The organism is Ktedonobacter robiniae, from assembly GCF_016587375.1.
Classification (GTDB): Bacteria; Chloroflexota; Ktedonobacteria; order Ktedonobacterales; family Ktedonobacteraceae; genus Ktedonobacter; species Ktedonobacter robiniae.
Genome location: NZ_BNJG01000005.1, coordinates 124,634 through 148,500, shown reverse-complemented (window position 1 = coordinate 148,500; position 23,867 = coordinate 124,634). Strand labels below are relative to the sequence as shown.

General features: G+C 54.6%; 19 protein-coding genes and 3 pseudogenes. 8 read left to right on the top strand and 14 right to left on the bottom strand.

Annotation, left to right across the window (positions count from 1 at the left end; genetic code table 11):
• Positions 1-15: 15 nt before the first annotated feature.
• The 3 genes and pseudogenes from JMJ04_RS48320 to JMJ04_RS43155 form a co-directional block, all read left to right on the top strand.
• A pseudogene (locus JMJ04_RS48320) lies at positions 16-96 on the top strand (DNA-binding response regulator); the annotation flags it as partial.
• 806 nt (positions 97-902) lie between these two features.
• Entirely contained in the window at positions 903-1,118 is a 216-nt protein-coding gene (locus tag JMJ04_RS43160; RefSeq protein WP_236039126.1) for a hypothetical protein, read from the top strand.
• A 58-nt stretch (positions 1,119-1,176) separates the two neighbouring features.
• The gene (locus tag JMJ04_RS43155) at positions 1,177-2,799 is read left to right on the top strand and encodes an alpha/beta hydrolase (protein ID WP_201376561.1); all 1,623 of its coding nucleotides are present in this window, start codon (positions 1,177-1,179) and stop codon (positions 2,797-2,799) included.
• Between the two features lie 117 nt (positions 2,800-2,916).
• Here the strand turns inward: JMJ04_RS43155 and JMJ04_RS43150 are convergent, their stop codons facing one another.
• Positions 2,917-3,117: a hypothetical protein gene (locus JMJ04_RS43150; protein WP_201376560.1), complete on the bottom strand. Its 201-nt coding sequence runs from the start codon at positions 3,115-3,117 to the stop codon at positions 2,917-2,919.
• 12 nt (positions 3,118-3,129) lie between these two features.
• Entirely contained in the window at positions 3,130-3,927 is a 798-nt protein-coding gene (locus tag JMJ04_RS43145) for a hypothetical protein (RefSeq protein ID WP_201376559.1), read from the bottom strand.
• Between the two features lie 176 nt (positions 3,928-4,103).
• Between JMJ04_RS43145 and JMJ04_RS43140 the strand changes: the two genes are divergently transcribed.
• A complete protein-coding gene (locus JMJ04_RS43140) occupies positions 4,104-4,547 on the top strand; it encodes a hypothetical protein (protein WP_201376558.1) in 444 nt (147 codons plus the stop codon).
• Between the two features lie 38 nt (positions 4,548-4,585).
• Here the strand turns inward: JMJ04_RS43140 and JMJ04_RS43135 are convergent.
• Positions 4,586-5,296 (bottom strand): annotated as a pseudogene (locus JMJ04_RS43135) (IS6 family transposase).
• Between the two features lie 158 nt (positions 5,297-5,454).
• On the opposite strand from JMJ04_RS43135, the gene JMJ04_RS43130 reads away from it, so the two are divergent.
• Positions 5,455-6,066, top strand: a complete 612-nt coding sequence (locus tag JMJ04_RS43130; protein WP_236039125.1) for an integrase core domain-containing protein — start codon at positions 5,455-5,457, stop codon at positions 6,064-6,066.
• A gap of 747 nt (positions 6,067-6,813) precedes the next feature.
• On the opposite strand, the pseudogene JMJ04_RS47655 reads toward JMJ04_RS43130, so the two are convergent.
• Together JMJ04_RS47655 and JMJ04_RS43120 are read right to left on the bottom strand one after the other, a co-directional pair.
• Positions 6,814-7,134 (bottom strand): annotated as a pseudogene (locus tag JMJ04_RS47655) (transposase); the annotation flags it as partial.
• 522 nt (positions 7,135-7,656) lie between these two features.
• A complete protein-coding gene (locus JMJ04_RS43120; protein ID WP_201376556.1) occupies positions 7,657-9,288 on the bottom strand; it encodes a recombinase family protein in 1,632 nt (543 codons plus the stop codon).
• A 64-nt stretch (positions 9,289-9,352) separates the two neighbouring features.
• On the opposite strand from JMJ04_RS43120, the gene JMJ04_RS43115 reads away from it, so the two are divergent.
• Together JMJ04_RS43115 and JMJ04_RS43110 are read left to right on the top strand one after the other, a co-directional pair.
• A complete protein-coding gene (locus JMJ04_RS43115) occupies positions 9,353-9,640 on the top strand; it encodes a hypothetical protein (protein ID WP_201376555.1) in 288 nt (95 codons plus the stop codon).
• A gap of 12 nt (positions 9,641-9,652) precedes the next feature.
• Positions 9,653-10,693, top strand: a complete 1,041-nt coding sequence (locus JMJ04_RS43110; RefSeq protein WP_201376554.1) for an IS110 family RNA-guided transposase — start codon at positions 9,653-9,655, stop codon at positions 10,691-10,693.
• Positions 10,694-11,498: 805 nt separating this feature from the next.
• On the opposite strand, the gene JMJ04_RS43100 is transcribed toward JMJ04_RS43110, so the two are convergent.
• The 9 genes from JMJ04_RS43100 to JMJ04_RS43060 form a co-directional block, all read right to left on the bottom strand.
• On the bottom strand, positions 11,499-11,951 hold the full coding sequence (locus JMJ04_RS43100; protein ID WP_201376552.1) for an LLM class flavin-dependent oxidoreductase: 453 nt from the start codon (positions 11,949-11,951) through the stop codon (positions 11,499-11,501).
• Between the two features lie 751 nt (positions 11,952-12,702).
• Positions 12,703-13,089: a PPOX class F420-dependent oxidoreductase gene (locus JMJ04_RS43095; protein ID WP_201376551.1), complete on the bottom strand. Its 387-nt coding sequence runs from the start codon at positions 13,087-13,089 to the stop codon at positions 12,703-12,705.
• A 217-nt stretch (positions 13,090-13,306) separates the two neighbouring features.
• On the bottom strand, positions 13,307-13,906 hold the full coding sequence (locus JMJ04_RS43090) for a GAF domain-containing protein (protein WP_201376550.1): 600 nt from the start codon (positions 13,904-13,906) through the stop codon (positions 13,307-13,309).
• 118 nt (positions 13,907-14,024) lie between these two features.
• Complete coding sequence (locus tag JMJ04_RS43085) at positions 14,025-15,656, bottom strand: MFS transporter (RefSeq protein WP_201376549.1); 1,632 nt, start codon at positions 15,654-15,656, stop codon at positions 14,025-14,027.
• A gap of 157 nt (positions 15,657-15,813) precedes the next feature.
• A complete protein-coding gene (locus JMJ04_RS43080) occupies positions 15,814-15,990 on the bottom strand; it encodes a hypothetical protein (RefSeq protein ID WP_201376548.1) in 177 nt (58 codons plus the stop codon).
• Positions 15,991-16,175: 185 nt separating this feature from the next.
• Positions 16,176-16,898: a TMEM175 family protein gene (locus JMJ04_RS43075; RefSeq protein WP_201376547.1), complete on the bottom strand. Its 723-nt coding sequence runs from the start codon at positions 16,896-16,898 to the stop codon at positions 16,176-16,178.
• Positions 16,895-17,341 carry a hypothetical protein gene (locus tag JMJ04_RS43070; RefSeq protein WP_201376546.1) on the bottom strand — a complete coding sequence of 149 codons (447 nt, stop codon included), beginning with the start codon at positions 17,339-17,341 and terminating at the stop codon, positions 16,895-16,897. Before JMJ04_RS43070 ends, JMJ04_RS43075 begins: the two co-directional genes overlap by 4 nt.
• A gap of 385 nt (positions 17,342-17,726) precedes the next feature.
• Positions 17,727-18,482 (bottom strand): SDR family oxidoreductase, encoded by a 756-nt coding sequence (locus JMJ04_RS43065; RefSeq protein ID WP_201376545.1) that lies wholly within the window; start codon positions 18,480-18,482, stop codon positions 17,727-17,729.
• 293 nt (positions 18,483-18,775) lie between these two features.
• Positions 18,776-19,597 carry an alpha/beta fold hydrolase gene (locus JMJ04_RS43060; RefSeq protein WP_201376544.1) on the bottom strand — a complete coding sequence of 274 codons (822 nt, stop codon included), beginning with the start codon at positions 19,595-19,597 and terminating at the stop codon, positions 18,776-18,778.
• A gap of 550 nt (positions 19,598-20,147) precedes the next feature.
• Here JMJ04_RS43060 and JMJ04_RS43055 point away from each other — a divergent pair.
• The gene (locus tag JMJ04_RS43055; protein WP_201376543.1) at positions 20,148-23,825 is read left to right on the top strand and encodes a WD40 domain-containing protein; all 3,678 of its coding nucleotides are present in this window, start codon (positions 20,148-20,150) and stop codon (positions 23,823-23,825) included.
• Positions 23,826-23,867: the final 42 nt, after the last annotated feature.

The following is a 23,867-nucleotide window of genomic DNA, read 5'->3' as shown; positions in this document are numbered from 1 at the left end:
GTGAGATGGCCTGAGATCAGCAACATCCTGGGCAAACTCGGGGTGCGCGACCGGACCCAGGCGGTACTGAAAGCCAGGGAACTCGGCTTGCTGTAACAAAGCACGGGTTGCAGAGCGTGTGTTCTCTGGAAGTCTGCATAGGCATGAACGTTTCGCCATCTGATACATGAAATCCATGCTCAGTGTAAAGATATGGGTGCCGATATCTCGAACTGTTCTCCTGTATTACTTGACCGACGTTCTAGTATTACAACGAGACTTTACCAACGCAGCCCCTGCAATTGGGCCAGAAGCCGCTTGCGATGGGAGGGGAATGTGGAGTTGCCCCCATTTGGTGGAAGTCGAGAACCGAAGAGAACCATCATTTATTTAGCGAAAACGATATATCTTAAAGGGGGAAAGACGAAGTCACTTACCATAAGAACTTTATCAATTAGAATATTTATAACCAGAGAGCACAAAAGAGGCTGAAGTAACATGGTTTTACTTCAACCTTTACCTCTCTGGCCCTTAGAACTCTGTTAGAGGATAGCCGCTATACCCTTCTTCTCCAACAACTCATGGATGTCACCCAGCATATCCTCTATATCGTGAGGTTCTCTACACCCATCTTTATCAATGGAAGAGGATTGGGCTGACTCGATTTCCACCCATATAGTGAATCAAGCCCGCAGTAGATAATATGGCTTCCCCCACTTTCAAGCCTCTCTTAAATAGGTTCTCCGCCATCTCCTCTGAAAAAGGAACATTCCTCGCTTCCAGATATCCCTCTCAAAGAACGCTTTAACAGAACGGTTCAAGAACGCTCCATATTCTACACTTCCCTTAAGATAAACAGCACCATGACCATCCGCAGCAAGACCAGAGAGGTGTTCTGTGGAAATGATGCCTGGAGGGAGTGCATGAGCATAGAGAAACCGAATCCACGCCCTCGTTCTCATCTTTTTACTATTCGAGTTTGGGAAGAAGAGATCAATGCTGAACAGACTGAGTGGAGAGGCAAAGTCCAATTGTTTACCACTGGAGAAGTGCGTTACTTTCGCACATGGGCGCAACTTCAGCCTCTTCTCCTCACGATGCTGTCGGAGGTAGCTTCCGAACCGGAGCCACAGCAGTAACAGGCTGTCTCTCTGCTTGCCGAACAGGCAAATATACTTAAGAGAAGGAAAAGTAGATATGAGTGTACAAACAAGAAAAACACAGGATATGATTACCCATGGGACAGAAACTCGAACAAGCTGGTTTATGGCACACCGTCTCAAACGTGGGGCGCTCCTCTATTGGGCAGTTCTCCTTACGGTGAGCGCTGCCGTTATGCACGTTGTCGCTGTGTTGAACCAGTTGCCACCCTCTGCACTCCTGGCGGTCCTCCTGGTTGGCTTTACCATCGTTCAGGCAGTTGCGGCTCTTACTGCCATGGGAGTTCCTGCACGTCGTCTTCTGCTCGCTGCGGGAGTGGTCGAAGGAGTTGGGCTGCTGACCTGGATCATCGCACACGCTTTCGGGCTCCTTGATGGCTTTAACATATGGCGGCCCGAGACGCTGGGCGTGCCAGATCTCTATATCCCTTTTGTGGAAGGAAGCTCGGCCGTCTTCTTCCTCTGCCATTGTGGACGCACCTGGAGTACGGCTCCCAGAATGTGGCGCATTACCTTCTCCTGGTTACCTCGCCTGCTTCTGCTTGGCCTTCTGATATGGAGAGTGCTCAAGTCTGTCGCTCTTGTCGTTTTCTTCTTGGTTCCTGGAGTCTTCTCGAGCATACAGTACTTCTTCTTGCCTGTCGTTGGATTGCTGGCGGTGTTCCTGATCCTGCGTCAGTTCATTCGGCCTTTGCGGATGAGGACGAAAGGAGCGTGGCGAACGACGTTCATCTTGCTCCCGGCGCTCCTGGTGCTTGGATTGCTGACCTGGGGTGGAGGTGTGAGCGCCATAGATACGGCCTGGCTCTCCACATCGGCATCAGTTAGCGTTCCCGCCGGCCAGACAGCGACCCTCACGTATTGCAACAGCTCCAATGGCAGTCCGCTTGCCATGGACATCTCTGAGCCTTCGGCTGGGGTGCCTCATCCTGCGCCAATGGTTTTCTACATTCACGGCGGCGAGACGCTTGTCGGTTCTCGGATCCTGGAAGACGGATCATTGGATGGGATGTACTTCGCACAGCTCCGCACAAACCTACTGGGTCGCGGCTTCATCGTCGGCTCGATTGATTACGGCCTAGTCCCGCTTGACAACGTGGGGGAGCAGGTCAGGGAGGCCAAATGTGCCGTGCGCTTCTTGCGCGCCCACGCGAGCGCACTGGGTCTCGATCCGCACCGTATTGGCGTCTACGGCCCCAGCCAGGGCGGATATATTAGCGCCATGCTCGGCACTCTTGGGTCGGACAAAACCTATGATGTGGGCCAGTACCAGAATCAGTCGAGCAGCGTGCAGGCCGTGGTCGATATGTGGGGACCCACCGACCTGTCGAACTTCAGTGGTTCGCCGTGGTGGGCTTCCCTCCTCGTGGGGCATGCTACCACAGCGCAGTTGCGCAACGCGAGTCCGGCATACCACGTCGCGCAGGGCGATCCGCCTTTCCTGATCCTGCATGGCACCGACGACTGGTTTATCGCGCCGCACCACTCCCAGGATATGGCGAAGCGATTGCAAGCAGCTGGCGTCCCCGTCACGCTGGTCATGATTCAGCACGATAGTCACGGTCTGGCTGTGCCCACCCCCAACCAGACTGAGCAGCCCAGTCCCGCTACACTCGTACAAATGATTGTTGGTTTCTTCAGCAGAACCCTCGCGGGCTGACCGCCTTTCTCGGCGTTTTGTCCTTAGAGTAACTCTTACACCTACTATGTACAAGCGTCGCTCTAAGGACAAAACGCACCGTCATCCTGCCTATAGGGCCTTCGTTTCACCAAGGGTTTAGAGATAGCCCATCTGCTCCGCGAGAGGCAACATCTGCTGAAGGAGAAGATGTGCCTCCTCCTGTTCTCCAGCATCCCAGGCGTGCAAGGCTGCTTCGAGGAGCGCGTCCAATGGTTCACGAGGCGGTTGCTGGGTTGGATCGAAAAGCCGACGCACGTCGTTCATGGCGACGGAGATCTGGCCCTGGGCCAGGGCCACACCAATGAGTGGTCATCTTCCCACCCAGAGAAATGGATTAGGCCTGATCTGCTGGGATCGCTCTTCTTGGAGTGACTCGCGACCACAGGTCTCAGTTAGGGCCAGATTACCCTCACGCCAGGCTATCCAGGCAGCATGCCCTGAAAAAATCCGATTGTATGGCGCAATGCCTATGGACTGAGCCTGAGCGAGGATACGACGCATCTCTTCCACCTGTCCGCGTCCTCTGAAGACAAACGGCAAAAACGTCAAGCAATTGTTTTGTACCCAGGTATTCCCTGTGCGCACTCCTAAGCGTAACGCCTGGAAGAGCTGTTCCTCAGCCTCGTCGAACTGGGCAGCGCACACCAGCCCAATGCCAAGCACAGCAAGGTCGATCCCGCGCTGGGCCTCGTTGTCTGTCGGTTCCAGTGCCGCGATGGTTGCGCGCCAGGTGTCCACCCGGCTTGCCGGGATCACAAAGCGATCGCGAATGGCGTTGGATATGCCGACTGACTCTGCGAGCAACTTGCGTTGTTCCTGCGTCCCATGCTGCTCGACGACGGGACGGGCCTTTTCAAGCGCGGCTTGTATGTCGTCCGTCGATCCTCTCCAGATACGAGCAAACTGGAGCGCCAGCCATTCATCTCGCCAGGCTGGGTTTGCTGGATCGGCTACCCGCGTTAAGATATGTTCTGCTTCCTCAAACTCCTGGAGGCTCCTGAGGTAAAAGGGATCATGATTGAGCGCAAAGGAATACGTCCATGTTGCGGCTCTTTTCCAGTACAGGCGGGCCCGCCAGATGTGCGCCTCTGGCGGAACGCTGGCCATGGCTTGCTGATACGTGTGCTGGCTACTTGGGACATCCGTTCGATAAATCGGACTGTTATATATGATGGAGTGAGCTTTCTTGTCAAAGCACGTGGGATGCGTGTACAATCAGCAGGGGATATTCTACGTATGCCCTCCGACCATACGCCGTTCTCACAAAGAAGAGGTTTCTATTTGTGCTGCGTCTCTTTTCCTCGATCAAGCAACGTGTCTCTTTTTGCTTCCATACGCTTCAAGAACATGTTTTGCGTTGGATTAAACCGTCGACAACTTCCTTTGTACTCGGCACGTTCGCCGATCTGACGCGCAGCAAAGCCAAACTTTTGGCTGAAAATGCGCTCTTGCGACAACAACTGATCATTCTGCATCGTCAGGTCAAGCGACCGACCTATCGGAAGACGGATCGGCTTCTTTTAGTGCTCCTTGCCAGGATGGTCCGAACCTGGAAACAGGCGCTTTTCCTTGTCCAGCCAGAGACGCTCCTCCGCTGGCACCGCGAGCTTTTCCGTCTGTACTGGAAGCGCAAATCGAAGGTGCATGAGAGAAAGCCGAAGCTCTCGTCCGAGACGATCAGCTTGATCAAGGAGATGGCCGCAAAGGTTCTGTTGCAAAAAATCTGAGCGCCAAAGAAGAGCGTGAGTGGGTCTCTCAATCTGTCTTAGATTGCTATCCCAAACAGTTTGGCAACCAGGGCAACCTGACCTCTCACATCACCTTTTGCCACGCCTTGCACTTGTCCCTTCCTCATCATATTCATCACCTCGTATCCCTGTAAAGTGTGCCATGCTGTCGCAAAGGAGAAAAAGCCCATCCCTGGCTTCGTCAGCCGTTTGATGAACTGATGGTCTTGTTCGATGAGATTGTTGAGGTATTTCACTTGTCGCAATTCACCGCTTTCGAGGATGTATCCTGCTGCCTTGAGTTCGTTGAAGGCTTTGGGATAGGCAGCGTTTTTGTCGACGTTGATGACCCGTGGCGAACGCGTATGAGAGGCGGCGAGGGTTTTGAGCAAGAAGTGTCTAGCTGCTTGCCCATCTCTGGTCGGACTGAGCACGAAGTCGAGCGTCTTCCCCTGTGAATCGACCGCTCGATACAGGGAGACCCACTCTTTTTTCACTTTGATGTAGGTCTCATCAACACGCCAAGAATCAGTTGTGGACGTTACATGGGGACGGCACCGCCGTTCAAGCTCAGGGGCATACCGCTGAACCCAGCGATAGATCGTCGTATGGTCCACCTGCAAACCACGTTCCAGCATCATTTCTTCGAGATCACGGTACCCGCGCTATCCGCTCAGCTACCATCTGACGCACAAGAGAATGAGGTCGGCCTGGAAATGACGCCATTTGAACGGGTGTTGCTCTGTCATAGGGGTCCTCTTCTCCTCTTTATCTCCCCACTCTAACAGATCAGCTTTATTCTTGCAACATAACCGCCGCAAACAATCGGCTCTGGGGAGCGGAACGTATTCTCGGTGAGCTTCTCAAGCTCGATATTCGAGTGAGTAAACGCACGATTCAGAAATATATGAGACCTATCCGCCGCAAAAGGCTGAGTGGACAGACCTGGAAAACGCTCCTGCGCAACCATGCGGCAGAAATATGGGCTTGCGATTTCCTTCAGGTCCCCGACCTCTTCTTCCGCCCGCTTTTTGCGTTCTTCATCATCGAGTTGCAATCGAGAAAGGTCATTCATGTCAATGTGACGCGCTCTCCCAGCGATCCCTGGGTAGCGCAACAGTTGCGAGAAGCGACTCCCTATGGACACGCGCCAAATTATCTGATCCGGGATAATGATCGCAAATTCGGGCCGGAATTCGCACGAGTAGCAACCACAAGCCGCATCAAAGTCCTTCGAACGCCGTATCGAACCCCACAAGCGAATGCCATCTGTGAACGCTTTCTGGGAAGTGTGAGACGAGAATGCCTGGATCACTTCCTGATCTTCCAGGAAAAGCAGCTGTACCGCCTTCTCAAAGCGTATGTCGTGTACTTCAACCAGGCTCGACCGCATCAAGGGCTGGGACAGCGAATTCCTGATCCATCGATTCCATCTACTCCTCTCCCAAACCCACCGAACCAGGTGAGCGCCATTCCTGTGTTGGGTGGCTTACACCACAACTACCGCAGAGCAGCTTAAACAATGGCAAGCATATACTCCAAGAAGCAGGTGCAACCCGTAAAATATCAGATGGAGTATCTGAACGTTCCTTGCCCGTTTTCCCTCATCGGACAAAAGAACAGGTTATTTCTCCGCTTCATTACCGAGATTGGTGCTTCTCTGCTCATGAAGCAAAGGCCTCCCCTTGCTTGGCGGTGCGCCTCTTTGTGAAAGCAATGTGGAAGACGAGAGCGTATCCTGGACCAATTTTCCGATCTTATGAACAGATATTCCAAGTAGCCAACACAGGTGTCAAGACCCTGCAGGAGGAAGCGAACCGTTGCAAAGGAAAACCGTCTTATGTTCAATGGGCAATGCTGCAGCTAACGAAATTTCTGCTTGAGCTTATCTCGTTGCGCATCCCGTGGGAGCATGCTGCGCCCGTGGTCTGATGACGAGCGTTCGGCGTGAGTATTTGCTCGTTGACTGAACACAGTCGGAAAGACGTGGGCATGACCGACAATCAGTGGTGGAAAACTGGATCTTGATCAGGTCAGGATAGCTCTTCCTGCTGAGCCAGCTCCAACTGGTACTCGTTTTCTCCTGTGGACAGATCGCTTGTTGGTTCCCCCAATCAAGGATGAATTGACTGGCATCAATGCCAGATGGGGTATGGGCCTGCCACTGGGCATCAATAGACACAGGACCAACTCCCTCGATTCCAAATCGCTCCTGACTCTTTACCAGAACCCGAGCGCTCACATACCCGGCATCAACTAAATGCTCTAGCACGCTTGCATCAAAGCCAGGATCAGTGAGTTCGAGCCCCAGGAGGTATTTCCAGTCAATGCGACCCCGAACGGCATCTGCAGCTTGCCGGTCGGGCAGTTCTTCCATGAATTGCAGCACCGTGATCAAGGCCAATCGCCACGGGGCCTCAACAGATCGACCATCGTGAGGAAAGAGCGAGGCAAACGTCTGATCCTGGTAGATCGTTCCAAGTACATCGCGCATCTTTATGAGTGGATTTCCATGTGGATAGGCAGCGCGGGCAACACGAATAGTCTCTTCGGGAATGGTGAACTCGGTTTGCGCATGCAACGTCATTTTCTTGCTCCTGTTCTTGACCTGGGATGTCACACGAACCGTTTGGTTCTTTCCATCCTAGCAATCTCAGGCAATACCAGTCTCAGAAGTTTGCCAGCAGTGAGTCATGTATCTTCGATACACCACAACGCATGAAAAGGAATACAATGGGAACAGACGGGCAGCGTCAAAGATCGGTTTGATATTCGTACTGTGAGTCGGTACAGCAGTGTGATCTGGATGCCTCACAAGCACCACTGTCTGTCGCTCCCATGAGGGAAGCACGTAGGGGAGAATTTCACCCTCGCTTGGCATCCTACTGCTCGTCTCCAATTTCTCATTGGAGGTTCCCCATGAACATTGTCTACGAGCGCTGTGCGGGTTTTGACGTTCACAAGAAGACGGTCGTCGTATGTACCATCACTCCTGGCGCGAATGGGCGGCCTCACAAAAGAGCATCAGACCTTTAGCACCATGACCCCCGATGTGTTGCGATTGCGAGATTGGCTCAAATCCTTGGGCATCACCCACGTGGCTATGGAGTCAACCAGTGTCTACACGCCTCCCCCAATGGTGCAAATTGAGGGAGGCCCCATCAAAAGGGGGAGCAGAAGCCAGCGGACTGATGCGAAAGACCACCCGGATCTGCTGCTCATCAATCTCGACCCGTTTGACTAAGGCACGGATAATCTCCCGGCGGGTCTGGAAATCGGCATCACTGAGCCCCTCGTTGACCCTAGCAGCAAAGGTTTCCAGGCGTTCGAGAATCGCCCGCAGTTCGTCTTCTCCTGCGGCTTCTTCTTTGAGACGCTGCAATTGTTCCTCTAGATGATGAAGTCGTTCACGCATACGTGTCACTCGCGATTCAAATTCTTGCTTGTCAATAAACCCCTCCGCGTAGCTATCAATTAATCGGGCAATCCCTCGGCGGAGTTTGCCCATTTGCGCATCTAACCCTTCTGGTTCGTGCGGCTTCTGGGGGGCTTGTAAACGTCGGCGATATTCCTGCGCGAGGCGCTCTGGCTCTTCCAGGAGATGGCAGACCTCTTGCCACACTACCATATCGGTCTCATCCATGCGCAGTTCTCTGTTCCAGCAGTGCCGTTTCCCTCCAAAGCGAGTGTGATGCATCGAGCCGCTACAGCGGTAATAGGCGTTGCGCTCATCGTTGGTACAGCCATGATAAGCATACCCACACTGGGCACAGACCAGCACCCCCTGCAACAGGTAACGACTACCTTTCTGCGGAATACGCGCGCGTCGCCGATTCTCTTCAAGCTGTTCTTGCACCGCATCGAAAATCGCCGGATCAATCAGGGCCGGAACGGGAATGATGATCCATTCCTCTTTGGGGGCATCTTTCCCCCAGAACGGTCGTCGTGGTTGGGCTGGTTTGTTGCGCGGGACGCGCAGGCGTGGACCATTGGGCACCCAGCGGGTTTTGCCCCAGGCCGCTTCCCCTTTGTAGGCTGGATTTTTCAGCATATCCCAGACGGTCTTGTGGTCCCAATAGTCTTTGCCCGTGCGTGTGCGGATCCCGGCTTGATGCAGGCGACGGCAGACCTCGTTGATCGAGCAGCGATCCTGGCCCACCCAAGTATACACCTGTTGCACGACACGGGCTTCATCCCACACGATTTCATAGCGTGCTTCTCCGCCACCCCCCTGTTTACTCACATACCGATATCCGTAGGGAGCATGACAAAGAATCCCGACACGACCCTCCTGGGCCGCATGGCGTTTTCCTCGTCGACTGCGCTCGAGAAATTTCGCTCGCTCGTATTCAGCAATCACTCCTTGGACCTGCAACAGTAACTGATCCTCTGGTGTCTGCCCCAGAGGCCGGTTGAGAAAGATGACCTCCACCCCCTGATGCGTGAGTTCCTCGACCAGTAAGACTTGATAGGCATAGTTGCGGGCGAGGCGATCAGGACAATGGACATAGACCCGATCCATACCTCCAGCTGCTGCCACATCACGGAGCCGCTCTAACGCTGGCCGCACCAGCGTCGAGCCACTGTACCCCTCATCGACAAACTCGAGGACTGTGGCGAGATCAATACCATCAGCAGCAATCCGATCGCGGATCTCGTCCAGTTGGCTCGCAATGGTTTTGGCTTCGGCTTGTTGCTCGGATGACACTCGAGCATACAAGGCCACCTGTCGTTCATTCATCACATGCTCCTTTCTTCGCACGCACCAGACGTCGGTCCCTGTTCTCAGGAGCGCAAACTCGCTGATGGACCGTGGTGAGGCGTCTGCAGGACACTGGCACCACCAAGGCATAGGCAGCCTGGAGAAACTGCTGGTGGAGGCGGTGTGGCTCATACATGGTCAGCACCTCCAGGGATCGGTTGGGTCGAAGAAGTTGTTGGGACATGAGCAGCTCCCGGACCCTGAGGAATGGGGCCTTCGTGGGACAAACTTGGGCTGTGAGGCGGGGCGTGACGCTGGTCTCCAGCACGAGCGCGAAGGTCGCTCTGCAGGATCTCTCTCGTATACTCCCAGTCTAGCACACCTTTGGTAACATTGGGGAGGCATGTACTGGAGACCTGTGTACAACCTTCTGGAAGCCCATTTTGAACTCCTCGTTGTGAACGCACAGCATATCAAAGCGGTCCCTGGTAGGAAAACCGATATCAAGGATGCCGAGTGGATTGCTGACTTGTTGCAACACGGTCTCCTTCGAGCCAGCTTCATTCCGTCCCGGCAACAACGGGAAGTACGCGAATTGACCCGCTATCGAACGAGTGTGATTGAGGAGCGCGGGCGCACTATCAATCGCTTGCAAAAGACGCTGGAAGATGCCAATATCAAGCTGGCCTCTGTTGCCACTGACATCATGGGAGCATCGGCACATGATATGCTCACGGCTTTGCTCCAGGGAGAGACAGATACCGTTGCCTTAGCACAATTAGCGCGTGGGAACATGCGCCCTAAGCTTGAATTGCTCGAGCAAGCCCTACAAGGACGCTTGACGGATCAGCATCGTTTTCTCCTCAGCAAGCAGCTGACCCACATTGACACTCTTGACCAAGAAATTGAACAGCTTGGTGTCGAAATTGCTAAGCGTCTGCATCCTTTTGAGGATATTCTCCAGCGGTTGGAGACAATCCCTGGGATCAAGCGACGCTTAGCCGAAGTGATTCTTTCAGAAGTCGGAGTCGATATGTCTCGTTTCCCCAGCGCACGCCACTTGGCGTCTTGGGCGGGAATGTGCCCTGGCAACTGTGAGAGTGCGGGCAAGCGTTTGAGTGGGAGAACCCGCAAAGGCAGTTCCTGGTTGCGTTGTGCCCTTGTGGAAGCAGCCCATGCTGCCAGTCGCTGCAAAGATTGCTATCTTTCCGCGCAGTACCAGCGTCTTGCGCGCCGACGAGGTGGCAAGAAAGCGACCGTCGCTGTTGGACACAGCTTGCTCGTTATTGCCTACCATGTCGTGGGAGAAGGAAAGGAGTATGAAGAATTAGGCGGCAACTACTTTGATGAATGGGATCGCCAGGCAGTCCAAAAACGGCTCGTCCGTCGCTTAGAGAAGTTGGGCTATGAAGTCACGCTAGCACGCTCTTCTCCTGTCGTTTGAGCTGGCTGCATGTCCCAGGTAACCAGCCTTCCCAACCGATCAAATCGGCCTCTTGATCGGCTAGGAGCGCTTTCGCTCTTTTCCACTTTATCCCTCTGCCACTCCTTTTTCAGGGGAGTGTCAAAAGTGAGGCAAGCTCAAAGCGATTGAGGAAGCACAGAAACGATTACGAAGAGGCGAAAGGTAAGCACCTCTTTCAAGGGATCTCCATTGACAAAAAAGAGCAAAAGCGTCATGTTCTGACATCTGAAATGGCATGCTCTGGTGCCTGACCCACTTCCAATGGCACTTTTCTTTCCAGAAACGAGCACGCTGCGCATTCGCCAGCCTGTTTCCCTCCTCCTGGTCGTACCCTCGGTTTTACTTCCCTGCCAATCGAGCAACAACGGGAGCAAATGCTTCCATATCGATATCGCGTATCTGAATATAGGAGAATCCGTACTGTTCTCGACAGCTCACCAGGTCTTCAATGATTTGCTCAATACTCCCAGTAAGCCTCTGGAAAGGTGGAGGGGTAAAAATCGCATCCTCAGTTCTCTGGGTGGCAGATGCATGGTGCTCCTGGTCAGATGTCACTCTCTCAGTGATTGTCACCTGGAAGACCGCAAAGCCCAACTCAATATGCTCGAAACGCTCCCCGCAGCTTCCCTCACCCAGGCAATTTTTTGGATAATGGCATCTTCGCTCTCAAGAACGCCGATATTCACACTGTCAGCGTGCCGGCCAGCAAGGGAGAGAACACGTTTCCCCTTCCCCCCCAGGACAAATGGTGGGTAGGGCTTCTGTTTCGGTTTTGGCTGATGGTTCATGTCGTGGTGGTATAGAATTCCCCGGCAAAATCCACCGATGCCTCGGTAAACAGGTGTTTCATTATCTGGACCGTTTCTTCCAGGCGACGAATGCGTGTGCCAGCTGGATCAAAAGGAATGCCAGCCTGCCGGTAATCGCTGGCTAAAAAAACCGCGCCCAGCCCGATTTCAAAACGGCCCTCTGAAAGCACATCAAGGGTTGCCACTTCCTTGGCCAAGACGGCTGGATGGTGGAAATCGTTGCTCAAGACAAAACTTCCCAGGCGCAAGGAGGTCGTTACCCCTGCGGCAACTCCCAGTGCGGTGAGGGGAGCCATTGCCCCGGTGATGTGATCAGGAACCAACAAGGTTGCGTAGCCCAGATCTTCGGCTTGACGCGCTTTCATGATCCATTCAGAACGTGAGGGAATTCCTCCACTCAAGACGCCAAAACGAAATGCTCGAGACATGTCATCTCTCCTTTGCTCTTCTCTCATGGCTTGCCACAGACGCAGGAGGCCCCGGCAGGTTGAAACAGGGGCTGACGGAACCCACCTAGCCTGTCTGTTTCAAGAGATACTTTAAGGGGGGGAAGGCTTTTCTTGCAAGAAGGCACGGAAAAGTGGTATAGGTATCATATGGATACCAAGATACCTCTTTCACCTCAGATCGATATTGCGGATCAGTCGCCATGATGGGTTCACTCCTACTCGCTCCTTTGCATTCCCTCTACTGCTTTTTGCCTCCTCGTTCACTTGAACTCTGATCCTTCGTGACACGTATTCCTCTCTTTATCTCTGCCTCTTTGTTGGTCTACGACTGGCGGAAACCGGTGGGGTCACAAGGATCGAAAGTCATACACCAGGGGCAGAGTAGCGGGCAATAGGGGCATAGAGTGTACAGGAGAAAGCAGAACCTTTCATCTTTTAGGAAAAGGGAGAATGCTTGTTATGAAGCAAGCTGCTGAACATCCGTTTACAGGATGTTGTTCTCGAATGCTGTCAGATCCGTATCAGCTAAGGCAAGGGAAAAAGACCGCATGGTGCCCTTTCCCCTTGCCTTTCAAGAATTCTGAGAGCTGCCCCAGGAAAGAAATCTTACTCTCTTCCACGAAGCCTATCAAAGAAAGGCTCGATGGGCTTCGTGGAAAAGAGGCTGCTCTGGAAAGGACCGTCTGTCACCATACGAAAAACCCGGTCACAGACGACACCTCATCGAGTATTAGATGATTTTTTCTGGATGCAGGATAACAATCACCCGCTTCGGATCATTCATGATATCCGTCAGCGATTGCTCGCGCATCGACTCTGGCACATACTTTTCAATGATGGGGCGCGTCAAGGCAGCAATATCGTGCTCAATGATTTCCGCCCGCCCATAGGCCGTCACAGACGTAAAGGTAGCCGCATCCTCAACCAACAAGGAGATGGCTGGGTTGCGCTTCATGTTGCTATATTTTGCGCGGTCCTTCGAGGTGGACAGGTAGAAGTCCTTGCCATCCCAGAAGAACCAGACGGCGGTGAGTTGTGGCGCTCCTTGCACGCGATTCACACCAAGAATCGCTGTTTTGGGTTGGGCAAGAAGGGTCGCTTGTTTTTCAGAAATCATACGGGAAACATCTCCTTTTTGGTTGTAAAATGGAAGAGCAGTGTACTCATTGCGCACTGCCTGAAGGAATGTGAGGAGCCAGAGCAGCACGCAGGTTCCAATTGGCATTTCAGCACTTGCCTCTTATGGCTGATCACTCAAAAAGCAATATGAAACTTTTCAAGCCGGGTAATGCTCGCTACTTTGCGGCTCATGTCAAGCTTACGTAGCGCTGGGCTTACTCCAGGTGCATTCGATGGATGGCATCGAGCGTCTTCGCGGTCAATTGCGCGAGACGAGTCAACTGTGCCTCATCCTCCTCGGTAAAATCCTGGTCGCCATACTTATCCGAGAGTTGCAACAGTCCATAGTTACTTCCATCATGGCTTAGCATAGGTACAGCCAGCCAACCGCGCATAGGGGGATGTTTTCCGACCTGGTTTCCGAAGCCGCGCCAATCGGGGTGTTGCTCCAGTTCGGCCTGGGTCAGCCTGATCGGCGCATTTTGTTTCACCACATCGGCATGGATACCAAAGCCCACAGCGGGCGTTAGATAATGATACCAGGCAGCGTAGCGCGGCGAGAGCGAAAAATACTTGCGCATGGTTGTCCAGTCGTCCTTGATAATCAGAGCAGCGGCGGCCTGGTGTGCCCCAATGAGCCGCCGGGCCAGGTCAGCTGTCAGATGGAGCACCCCATCAATGGCCTTAGTAAAGTCATCCGAGGATGGATCAGGAGTTGGAGTCCAATCATCGTCAAGAAGCTGGGAGACAACCACACCAGTCACACTGGGGTGCAAAGTGGCCTGCACTAGCTGCTCTTCGTTTTGATGTGTCACGAGTCATTTCTCCTTTGCTCACTATTTCTTGTGCCTCTGCTAAAGCGCAGATTTTATGGCCGTCAAAGTTGGCTTATCGTTATTTCTCGTTCGGTTAATCCTCAAGGGCCTAGACTTCTTAGCTCGACTTCTGTTCTCTGTGAACAGCAGGCGCCGCTTCTTCATCCCCTTCAGAAACACGCGCTTGTCGTTTGCCTTCGATAAGCACAGCAGCAGCGACGGAGCTGGCCAGGGCGAGGACGGCGCAGATGAGGACGACGATGCGGAAGCCGCTGACGAAGGATTGGTCGATGGCGCGCTGGAGCAGAGCGCGGGTTGAGCTGCTGGTGTCCGGCGGCAGGGTGAGACCGGCCAGGCTGCCGCTGCGAGCCTGGATGGTCTGGCGCAGGTCCGCCGACAGGGGAAGCGCGGCCAGGTGTTGCGCGAGGCTGTTACTGAATGTGTTCACCATGACCAGGCCCATGAAAGCGATGGCCATGAGTCCGGCAGTGCGTGAGACGGCATTGTTGATGCCTGAGGCCGTGCCAGCCGCCTGCTGCTCGACCGCGTTCATCACAGTGGTCGTCAGCGGCGCGACGGTGACGGTCATGCCTAAACTCATGACAATGACCGCGGGAAAGAAGGTCAGCCAGTAACTGCCCCCGATGCCTGGCAGGGCGTACAGCGCGAAGCCCAGCGCGGTAATTGAGGGACCAACGATCAGCGGAAGTTTGGAGCCGAAACGCCTGACAAGCCCGCCAGTCCAGCGCGAGAAGAGAAACATGGTCAGCGCGAAGGGCGTCAGGGACGCGCCCACCATGGCCGGGGTGTATCCCTGCACCTGGATCAGGTTAAAGGGAATAAAATAGGTACCCGCGCTCAAGGCGCCGTAGAGCAGGAAGGTCAGCAAGTTAGCGCCTAGAAAAGAACGGGAACGGAAGAGTCTGAGCGGCACCATAGGATGAGCGCTGCTTGCCTCGACCAGGAAAAACAGCACTAGCGCGAGCGTGCCAAGCGCCAGCGCGCTCAACACCTCCGGCTGTCCCAGACCCGCCGCTCCCGATTGGATCAAGCCGTAGACAATCCCCGCCAGGCCGAGCGTGACCAGGAGCGCGCCTGGCCAATCGAGCCGCCCAGATGTCTCCTCGTCGCGGCTCTCCGGCACACCCCGGAAAGAGACCAGCAGCACAGTCACCGCCAGGGGCACGTTGAGGAAGAAAACCCAGCGCCACGAGGCAACCTGTACCAGCCAGCCACCCAGCAGCGGACCCAGCACCGAGGTCACCGAGGTAAACCCTGACCACGTCCCAATGGCCCGCCCACGCTGATCAGCCTGGAAGGCCGCGCTGATCAGCGCCAGGCTCCCCGGCACCAGCAGCGCTCCGCCGACCCCCTGCAGTGCGCGGGCCACGATCAACCAGATGGTCGCGGGCGAGAGGCCGCAGAGGATCGAGGAGAATGCGAACAGCGTCGTCCCAAACAGGAAGACGCGCCGCCTCCCCAGGCGATCGCCCAGCGAACCACCCACCAGCAACAGTGCCGCTAGAAAGAGCGCGTATGCCTCCACTACCCACTGCACCTCGCTGGCCGAGGCGTGGAATTCCCGCTGGAACTCCGGCAGCGCCACGTTTACCACCGAGCCATCGATAAAGACCATGCTCGACCCCAGGATCGTCGCCACCAGCACCCACGCACCTCGCGCAACTGGCTGGCGACAGGGTGTAACACGTATCATGCCTTCGTCACAGGGAGATTTTACTGAAGGAATCATTTCCCGCTCCGTTCTTTTTGAGCGTCTTTCGACGGAACCTGTCGCTTATGTGCTCAATCTGTGTGCTTGTAGCTGCGCTCTGACCAAATAACGTTAATGTTCCCAGACCTTGAATGGCATCCAACAGAGTTGCGCCCAGGCGGGAGAGTGCCTGCCATTATTGGCGCGTACGCTGCTCCGCGAAACTTCCGACGAGCATCATGAGCAGGGGGATAATTGGGCCAGTCACCAGTAAAAGCACCCCACTCGTCACATCAATGATGGCTGCTCCAGCAAGAAACCCCCGAGGGCCATTAACATAAAGGCCTTGCCTTGTTTTCGTTACCTTACTCATCAAAAATCCTTTCAGAGGCTGCTCCTTTCTTCTCTCTTCACGACTTGCCCGTCACCGATGAGCCCCCAGAGAAACAACCCTGGACAAACCGCTCCCCATCGCTGGGTGTCAGCATGATATGTAAATCAACCACAAAGCTCGTTTGCTACAGTATTTCTACCAGTGGCGCTGTTTCCAATGCTCATTCAGGCCTTGTTTCCATCGTCAAATCTCCCCTCGTTGTGTCTTTCTTTTTTATCTGGTTCAAACCTTTGTTTCCGGTATACTTCTCTTGCGGATCTACGCTCATAGGTGGTAAACGCCCAGAAGAGCCAAAGGACAGAGCAAATTCCTATGCTTACCCCAGGGCTCCAGAACGCAAGTACCAGCGCGAGCAGATAACAGGGAGCACCCAGAGCGTAGTTGCGGCTCTGGTTGTGTATCAGCATTGGCGAAACAGAGTCTTTAAGGAGGCGGGACTGATGGGCGGCTAACCACCAGAGCAGGTTATACACGAGGTTAGTCATCAGGAAAAGACCCGCGTAGATAGCACAGACCACCCCTGCAACTGGTGTGGTGAGATACGTTGCAACCAACTGGGTCGGAAATGGCACGGTCGTTACCAATAAGAGTAAGAAGCCATTGGCGAACATGAAGAGCGTATCGGACTTGTCAATCAGCTTGAACATAACGTGATGACTTATCCACATGATGAGGATGGTGGCGAAGCTGATAGAGAAGGCCAGATAGGAAGGCCAGCGCAGCAAGAGCATCCTCACCAGATGCTCTGAGGTAGAGGGATTGTCGAGCGTCGGGACTTGCAAACTGAAGACCAGTAAGGTGATAGCGACGGCAAAGACGGCATCACTGAACGCTTCGATTCTCCCCGTTTCTTTCGCACCACGTGTTTCATGTCGCCCTTCAATCATACTCTCTCCCCTTTACTAGCTGCTGCTTTCAGTTGGACTTTCTGTTCTTCTGTAAACTCGGCGTAGATGAGAGTGCCACGAAACTGTCTGAATTGAATAAGTACCTCCCTACTAGCAGATGGCTCTATCAGGCAAAAGAAGGCCGAGTTGCCGGATCGGTACACTTGTTTAAACTTCTCGATAGACCAATCATCAATGTGATATCCCCCATCCGAGAGCAACATCTTGATCACGAACGTCCAAAGCTCAGAAGTGAAGCCGTTCTCGCTGAGCGGATGAGCCCACTGCTTGACGAGCACCTCGCCGGTCTGCTTGTAGACAGCCACAGCGGCATCATCGATAGGAAAGGATTCCGCTTTCAGCGTCTCCTCAAACTCATCAAAAAGGCGTTCAGCTCCCCCTTCATCCTCAAAGACGAGAGCGATCATCATACTATCTGCCATACTCATATTCCTCTTCTCTCTTCTCAATGGCAGCAGAAAAATCCTCTTCTTAAGATCTTCAAAGAAACCATACGGCGCAGCCGCACCACCCGGCATGAAACTGAGGATGAGGCTACAAAAAGCTCTTGCTATCCAGGAGTTCCAGACGAAATTTACATATTTCAAAGCAATACCAAGAGCGCTTTACGGATGCACATTCGTGACCCTCTTGTGATTGGGAACACATCGAGTAAAGTCACGCTGCCATACATCAGGAGCGCGCGTGAGCATATCTTGTTCTCTTCCAACCAGAACACAGCTCGGAAACAGAGTTGAACACCCTTCCTCATGAACACAGGTCGTTGCTTTCCGCCCGGTAGACAAGCGGGCGTCAACTCAGCCTTACTTACTTTTGCCCTCTGGAGCTGCTCAGCCAATCCTCAAAACGCGTCGGGGCGATCCGCGCGTTCTCGCCCGGAATGAGGGAGTCATCCTCCAACTCTGTGCCGAAGAAGTGCGCGTGAACGTCTGTGATCACCTGGCGGGTGTCGTTGTTCGCGCTCAAAAATCGGCGCACGAGTTCATCGAGATGCATCTTTTCAGGACCAGCCACCTCAAGCGTGCCGTTCACGGGTGCCTCGAGTGTGACGTCAGCCAGTGCCGCCACAACGTCATCCGACAAGATCGGCTGTATAAATGCAGACGACAGGCGAATCGTTTGTCCGTCGCTGGCCTCCTGGGCGATGCCGACGATGAATTCGAAGAACTGCGTTGCGCGAAGAATGGTATAAGGAATCTTCGAAGCCTTGATCAGCTTTTCCTGAGCCACCTTCGCTCGGTAGTATCCGTTATCGGGAAGACCGTCGATGCCGACGATCGAGAGGGCGACGTGATGTTTCACACCAGCCTCCGCTTCCGCCGCCAGGAGATGGCGACTTGAGGTCTCGAAGAACGCTAAAACGGCCTTATCTTCCCACACAGGCGCGTTCGTCACGTCGACGACCACCTGAGCGCCGACAAGCGCTTGCGCTACCCCCTCACCCGTGATGGTGTTGACGCCTGTGCTCGGTGACGCCGCCACTGCCTCGTGACCACGCTCACGAAGCTGCTTCACAAGCTTTTTTCCAATAAGCCCGCTCCCGCCAATAACGACAATCTTCATATGAACCTCCTACTCATACGCCCGCACTGGGGGCTTTCTTCTGTACAAACAGACAGACATCATCATTGCTGTAGAGACTGAGATACGTGATCTCTTCAATTGCACGTTCCCTTACCGTACAATTACATGCATGAGCTCTTCAAATGGCTCGCCAAGACCTCTTCCCCATTTCATTATGGACGAAAGGATTTTGAAGCCGATCCGTCCAGGACGCATTCACACCAGCATTGCCATGTGAAGTCGTTGGTCAATAAGCACCCAGAAGACACCAGCGCTGCTCTATCCAACGAGGGCTAGGACCTGATAAAAGACAGCAGATCTTCGTTGAGTTGGGTCGCGTGCGTCGTGGAAAGGCCGTGAGGCGCTCCCGGATAGATTTTCAGGGTCGCGCCCTTGACAATCTTCGAGGAGAGAAGAGCCGAGTCGACAATTGGCACGATCTGATCGTCGTCTCCATGGATAATCAGGGTGGGAATGTCGAACCGCTTGAAGTCTTCGGTGAGATCTGTCTCAGAGAAGGCCTTGATGCAGTCGTAGGCCCCTTTAATTCCGACCTGTATCGACCACAACCAAAGCATGTCCAGAACGCCTTGTGACACTTTGGAGCCTGGTCGATTGGCACTGTAGAAGAGGGCGCTGAAATCCTTATAGAACTGCGAAGGGTCCGTCCTGATGCTAGCGCGGAGCTGGTCGAATACTTCGATGGGGAGACCACCGGGATTCGCTTCCGTCTTGAGCATTAACGGAGGGATCGCACCGATGAGCACAGCTTTTGCCAGACGCGAAGTACCGTAGCGACCAATGTAGCGGGTCACTTCGCCGCCGCCTGTGGAATGACCGATCAACACAGCATTCTGCAGATCTAGCTGCTCAATAAGTTCTGCCAGATCATCAGCGTAAGTGTCCATATCATTGCCGTCCCATGTTCGGTCCGAGCGGCCATGACCACGTCGATCGTGAGCAATGGTTCGATGGCCATGAGAGGCAAGGTAGAACATCTGCTCGCCCCAGGAGTCAGCATTGAGCGGCCAACCGTGACTGAAGACGACGGGCTGGCCGCTCCCCCAGTCCTCGTAATAGTGATTGGAGCCATCTTTTGTCGTGAATGTACTCATGCTCTGGTATCTCCTTTCAAGAGCAACAGCGACAACTGCCCAGGAGTGCTGATATCCGAGTTCTCAGAACCTCTTTGACCAGCATGCTCTGAAGCATTTCGTCTTTCCTGCTGCAAGTATAAAAGCTTGCGCAGAAGAAAGCACTGTACATCACCGACCATCTCACTTGCCATCTCACCTTGCTTTGTTGTAAAGATAGATAGAATTCGAGTGAAGTGAAAGACTCGTCGTTGGGAGGCAAATCTGTTATTCCATTGGCGTTTAGACGAAATTCTTGTGAAGCCAGGCGGGAAGCGTTTCCATACGATTCATTGCAAAATTCGTCTAAATACCAAATTATAAAGGCATGAGCGCATAGAGACAAAAAAAGAAATAGAGGTAAGAAATCGTTTGACAGCCGCTTTCTTACCTCTGAGACAAGCGTTACCCAAGAGGACGCATGCCCGACAGGCACCAGTATAGAGGAATCACTGAGAAAAGCACTATCCATCGGTTGCCATCTCACCTTCCATGGTCGTCCTTGGTTGCGTCGTCGGGAAGGAAAGAATCTATGACGAAAACGTCGTATCGAGAGCAAGATCACACCTTCGGTCAGCAGATGTTGGCCCTGCGAACGGCAACCGGACTGACGCAGGCTGGGCTGGGAACTCTCCTCGGCGTCTCCCGACATACCGTCGGTGCCTGGGAGGTTGGGGAGAGTTATCCCAAGGCCGACCACCTCAAGGCCTTTCTCACGCTGATAGTTGAGCAACAAGGGTTTCAAGCGGGAAGTGAGGAGGAGCAGATCAGAGCCTTGTGGCGTTCGGCTCATCAGAAGGTGCTCCTGGATGAGCAGTGGCTGAAATCGCTCCTTGGTCAGCAGGTTGTTCCCCTGGTCTCGACTCTGGTCGAGCGGGTCCATCATCAGAACGTAATCACGCCCTCTCCTGTTGCAAGTGGTCCCAAAGTGGATTGGGGTGATGCGCTCGATATCCCTATCTTTTATGGGCGTGAGGAGGAACAGGCATTGCTCTCGCGCTGGATTCTCCAGGACCACTGTAGGGTGATCAGTGTGCTAGGCATGGGTGGTATCGGCAAATCAGCACTCACAACCAGAGTCATGCATCAGGTAGCATCGCAGTTTGAGGCAGTTATCTGGCGGTCGTTGCGTGATGCCCCCTCCTGTGAGGAGATTGTGAAGGACTGCCTCCAGATACTTGCCCCCCAGGCCCTCTCCGAAGTGCCCATCTCCTTCAAGAGACACCTACACTTGCTGATGCAGCAGCTGCGCACACAGCGCGTCCTCTTAGTACTGGACAATTTGGAGACGATTTTAGAGGAAGGCACTGGCACGGGTCGCATGCGTGCAGGCTTTGACGACTATGCCTACCTTCTTCGTCAAGGAGGCGAGACCGCACATCAGAGTTGTCTGCTGCTGACCAGCCGAGAGAAACCAGTTGACCTGGTGCCCCTGGAAGGTCGCCGTTCACCCGTGCGAACTGTGCGGCTGGCAGGGCTGGATACAGAGGCAGGAGCTGAGTTGCTGGAGGAGAAATATCTAGTAAGTCCCTCGGACGAACGGGCGCAGTTAGTCGAGGTGTACCAGGGCAACCCACTGGCGTTACAGATCGTGGCGCACACGATTGTGGAATTATTCGGTGGGGAGATTGTTCCATTCCTCCAGCAGGGTGAGACCGTCTTTGGGGGCATACGCCAGATCCTCGATGAGCAGTTCATGCGTCTCTCGGCTCTAGAGCAGACAGTGCTGCTGTGGTTGGCAATTCTGCGCGAACCGGTGAGCTTGCACACCCTCCTCGCCATCTTGAACACTCCTATGCCGAGGGTGCAGGTCCTCGAAGCGGTGGAGGGACTGCGCCGCCGCAGCCTGATTGAGCAAGGACACCGTGCTGGCAGCTTCACGCTGCAATCGGTGGTGCTGGAGTACGCGACAGCGCGGCTCATTGAGGAGGGAAGCCGTGAGATCAAGCAGGGGCAGCTGGTTCGCCTGCTGGAGCATGGACTCTGTCTGGCTCAAGTCAAAGAATACGTGCGGCAGACTCAGGAGCAGTTGCTCGTGGTTCCACTGCTCACCCGGTTACAGAGCACCTCTCAGGCACCATCCGAGGTCGAGGGGCGCCTGCTCTGCTTGCTCGACGAAGTGCGAAATCGGGATCAGGCGACCCAGGGGTATGGACCGGCTAATCTGGTGATACTGCTGCGCGTACTGCGCGGGCACCTGCGGAGGCTGGATCTCTCACGTCTGGCCCTGCGCGACATGTTTCTGCGAGGGACCGACTTGCAGGATAGCACCTTGTCCCACGCCGTGCTTCAGGAAAGCATCTTCACCGAGCCTCTTGATGCGCTCTTAGCGGTCACCACGAGCAAGACTGGTGCGTACTGGGCTGCTGCTGGTGGACGCGGGGAAATACGGGTGTGGGACAGTGACGGACTGAGGCTGCACCATGCCTGGCGCGCTCACACGGAGATGGCCTGGGCGCTCGCGCTCAGCCCAGATGAACGCACACTCGCCAGCGCAAGCTCGACTGGCAGCATCAAGCTGTGGGAGGTTGGCAGTGGCGCGTTGCTCTGGGAGAGCTGGCCTGCCGAGAGCTTTGTCTGGCTCGCCTTTTCTCCAAACGGAGATATGCTCGCCAGTGGAGGAGTCGATGGGCTCGTTCATCTCTGGGACCCGAAGCTAGGCACTCCTCTCAAAACATTGCAGCATAGCAGTGGGGTCTTCTGGCTGGAGTGGAGCCCTAATGGACGACTGCTTGCCATTGGCTGCTTCGACGGGAGCATCTGGTTGTGGCAGCCTGAGATGCCGGAGCCTGGGATGCGTGCTGGGGTCCTGGTGGCACATACGAGCCGTGTGACAGGATTGGCCTTCTCCCCCGATGGGGCCCAGCTCGCCAGCGCGAGCCATGATGGCACCGTCAAGCGGTGGGACCTGATCACGGGCACCTGCCTCCAGACGTTCACGGGGCCTACGGACCGGGTGCTACGGGTGGCGTGGAGTCCCGATGGACGCACGTTGGCCAGTTGCGGCTATGATGCTGCGATTCGGTTCTGGAACATCCAGACAGGCAGAGCGAGCAAGATACTGCAGGGACATACCGGTGTGGTGACCAGCTTGGCCTTCACACCTGACAACCGTACTCTCTTGAGCGGCAGTTACGATGGCACACTGCGTGTGTGGGACGTGGAGAGTGGAAAGTCGCTGCACATCCTGGGAGGCCACACGGACGCCCTGCTCGATCTCGACTGGAGTCCCGATGGCACACAGCTTGCCAGTTATGGAGCTGATATGCAGGTGACGCAGTGGGATGTAAACAGTGGAGTTCCACAGAGCATGGTGCAGGAACATCGGGACATGGTGCAAGGACAAGGGGTGGCTTGGAGTCCCGATGGGCGGCTCCTGGCCAGCGCAGGACGAGACTTCATTATGTTGTGGGACTCATTCACACATGTTCATCTACACGAGCTGCGCGACCCCGATGAGGTTGGCATCGTCTTTCAGGGTGTAGCATGGAGTCCTGATGGGTGCCTGCTCGCAGTTGGGAGCTATTTGCATGGAGTGCAGGTGTGGGAGATGACCACCCGCATCCGTCGTTGGATGGCACATACGCAGGCAACACGCATTCGTCGCGTGGCGTGGAATCCCGATGGAAGCCTGCTTGTGGGCGGAGGCTATGACGGCTCAGTGTATGTGTGGGATGCCAGTGATGGTATGCAGCAGCAACGGCTGGTGGGACATGAGGGGGTCGTCATGAGCGTGGCCTGGAGTCCTGATGGCAGATGGCTCGCCTCTGGTGGAGGAGGCAGAGAGGGTGGACAACTCTTCGTGTGGAAGATGCAGAGTGGCGAACGTGTGCACATATTAGCAGGGCATTCTGATATGGTCTCATCCGTGGTGTGGAGCCCAAGTGGGAAGGTGTTGATCAGTGGAGACAGCGATGGCAGGGTGCGTTGGTGGGAGGTTGAAAGTGGGCAGTGCCTGCGGGTGCGAGAGGGGCATCAGGGGATGGTACAAGCTCTCAAAGTCTGTCCCGACGGCAGCAAACTTGCCAGTTGTGGGGATGACGGAGCCATTCGGCTGTGGGATCTGCAGAGCGGCGAGGATCTGCGAACACTCCAGCGGGACCGACCCTACGAGCGGCTCAATATTACGGGTATTCGGGGTCTCTCCCAGGCGCAAAAGGCATCGTTGCAGGCTTTGGGAGCCTTTGAGGAAATAAGCATTTGGAGGTAGTGTTACTTCCTCATCTGTCATCACTTTGCATGATGGTGTTCG

Excerpts from the sequence above, each read along its gene's own strand:
- JMJ04_RS43155 (WP_201376561.1), top strand. The coding sequence starts at position 1,177 with ATGAGTGTACAAACAAGAAAAACACAGGATATGATTACCCATGGGACA.
- JMJ04_RS43055 (WP_201376543.1), top strand. The coding sequence starts at position 20,148 with ATGACGAAAACGTCGTATCGAGAGCAAGATCACACCTTCGGTCAGCAG.
- JMJ04_RS43100 (WP_201376552.1), bottom strand. The coding sequence starts at position 11,951 with ATGTCTCGAGCATTTCGTTTTGGCGTCTTGAGTGGAGGAATTCCCTCA.
- JMJ04_RS43145 (WP_201376559.1), bottom strand. The coding sequence starts at position 3,927 with ATGGCCAGCGTTCCGCCAGAGGCGCACATCTGGCGGGCCCGCCTGTAC.
- JMJ04_RS43060 (WP_201376544.1), bottom strand. The coding sequence starts at position 19,597 with ATGAGTACATTCACGACAAAAGATGGCTCCAATCACTATTACGAGGAC.
- JMJ04_RS43080 (WP_201376548.1), bottom strand. The coding sequence starts at position 15,990 with ATGAGTAAGGTAACGAAAACAAGGCAAGGCCTTTATGTTAATGGCCCT.
- JMJ04_RS43120 (WP_201376556.1), bottom strand. The coding sequence starts at position 9,288 with ATGAATGAACGACAGGTGGCCTTGTATGCTCGAGTGTCATCCGAGCAA.
- JMJ04_RS43130 (WP_236039125.1), top strand. The coding sequence starts at position 5,455 with ATGAGACCTATCCGCCGCAAAAGGCTGAGTGGACAGACCTGGAAAACG.
- JMJ04_RS43115 (WP_201376555.1), top strand. The coding sequence starts at position 9,353 with ATGGACCGTGGTGAGGCGTCTGCAGGACACTGGCACCACCAAGGCATA.
- JMJ04_RS43075 (WP_201376547.1), bottom strand. The coding sequence starts at position 16,898 with ATGATTGAAGGGCGACATGAAACACGTGGTGCGAAAGAAACGGGGAGA.
- JMJ04_RS43160 (WP_236039126.1), top strand. The coding sequence starts at position 903 with ATGAGCATAGAGAAACCGAATCCACGCCCTCGTTCTCATCTTTTTACT.
- JMJ04_RS43095 (WP_201376551.1), bottom strand. The coding sequence starts at position 13,089 with ATGATTTCTGAAAAACAAGCGACCCTTCTTGCCCAACCCAAAACAGCG.
- JMJ04_RS43065 (WP_201376545.1), bottom strand. The coding sequence starts at position 18,482 with ATGAAGATTGTCGTTATTGGCGGGAGCGGGCTTATTGGAAAAAAGCTT.
- JMJ04_RS43085 (WP_201376549.1), bottom strand. The coding sequence starts at position 15,656 with ATGATTCCTTCAGTAAAATCTCCCTGTGACGAAGGCATGATACGTGTT.
- JMJ04_RS43110 (WP_201376554.1), top strand. The coding sequence starts at position 9,653 with ATGTACTGGAGACCTGTGTACAACCTTCTGGAAGCCCATTTTGAACTC.
- JMJ04_RS43070 (WP_201376546.1), bottom strand. The coding sequence starts at position 17,341 with ATGGCAGATAGTATGATGATCGCTCTCGTCTTTGAGGATGAAGGGGGA.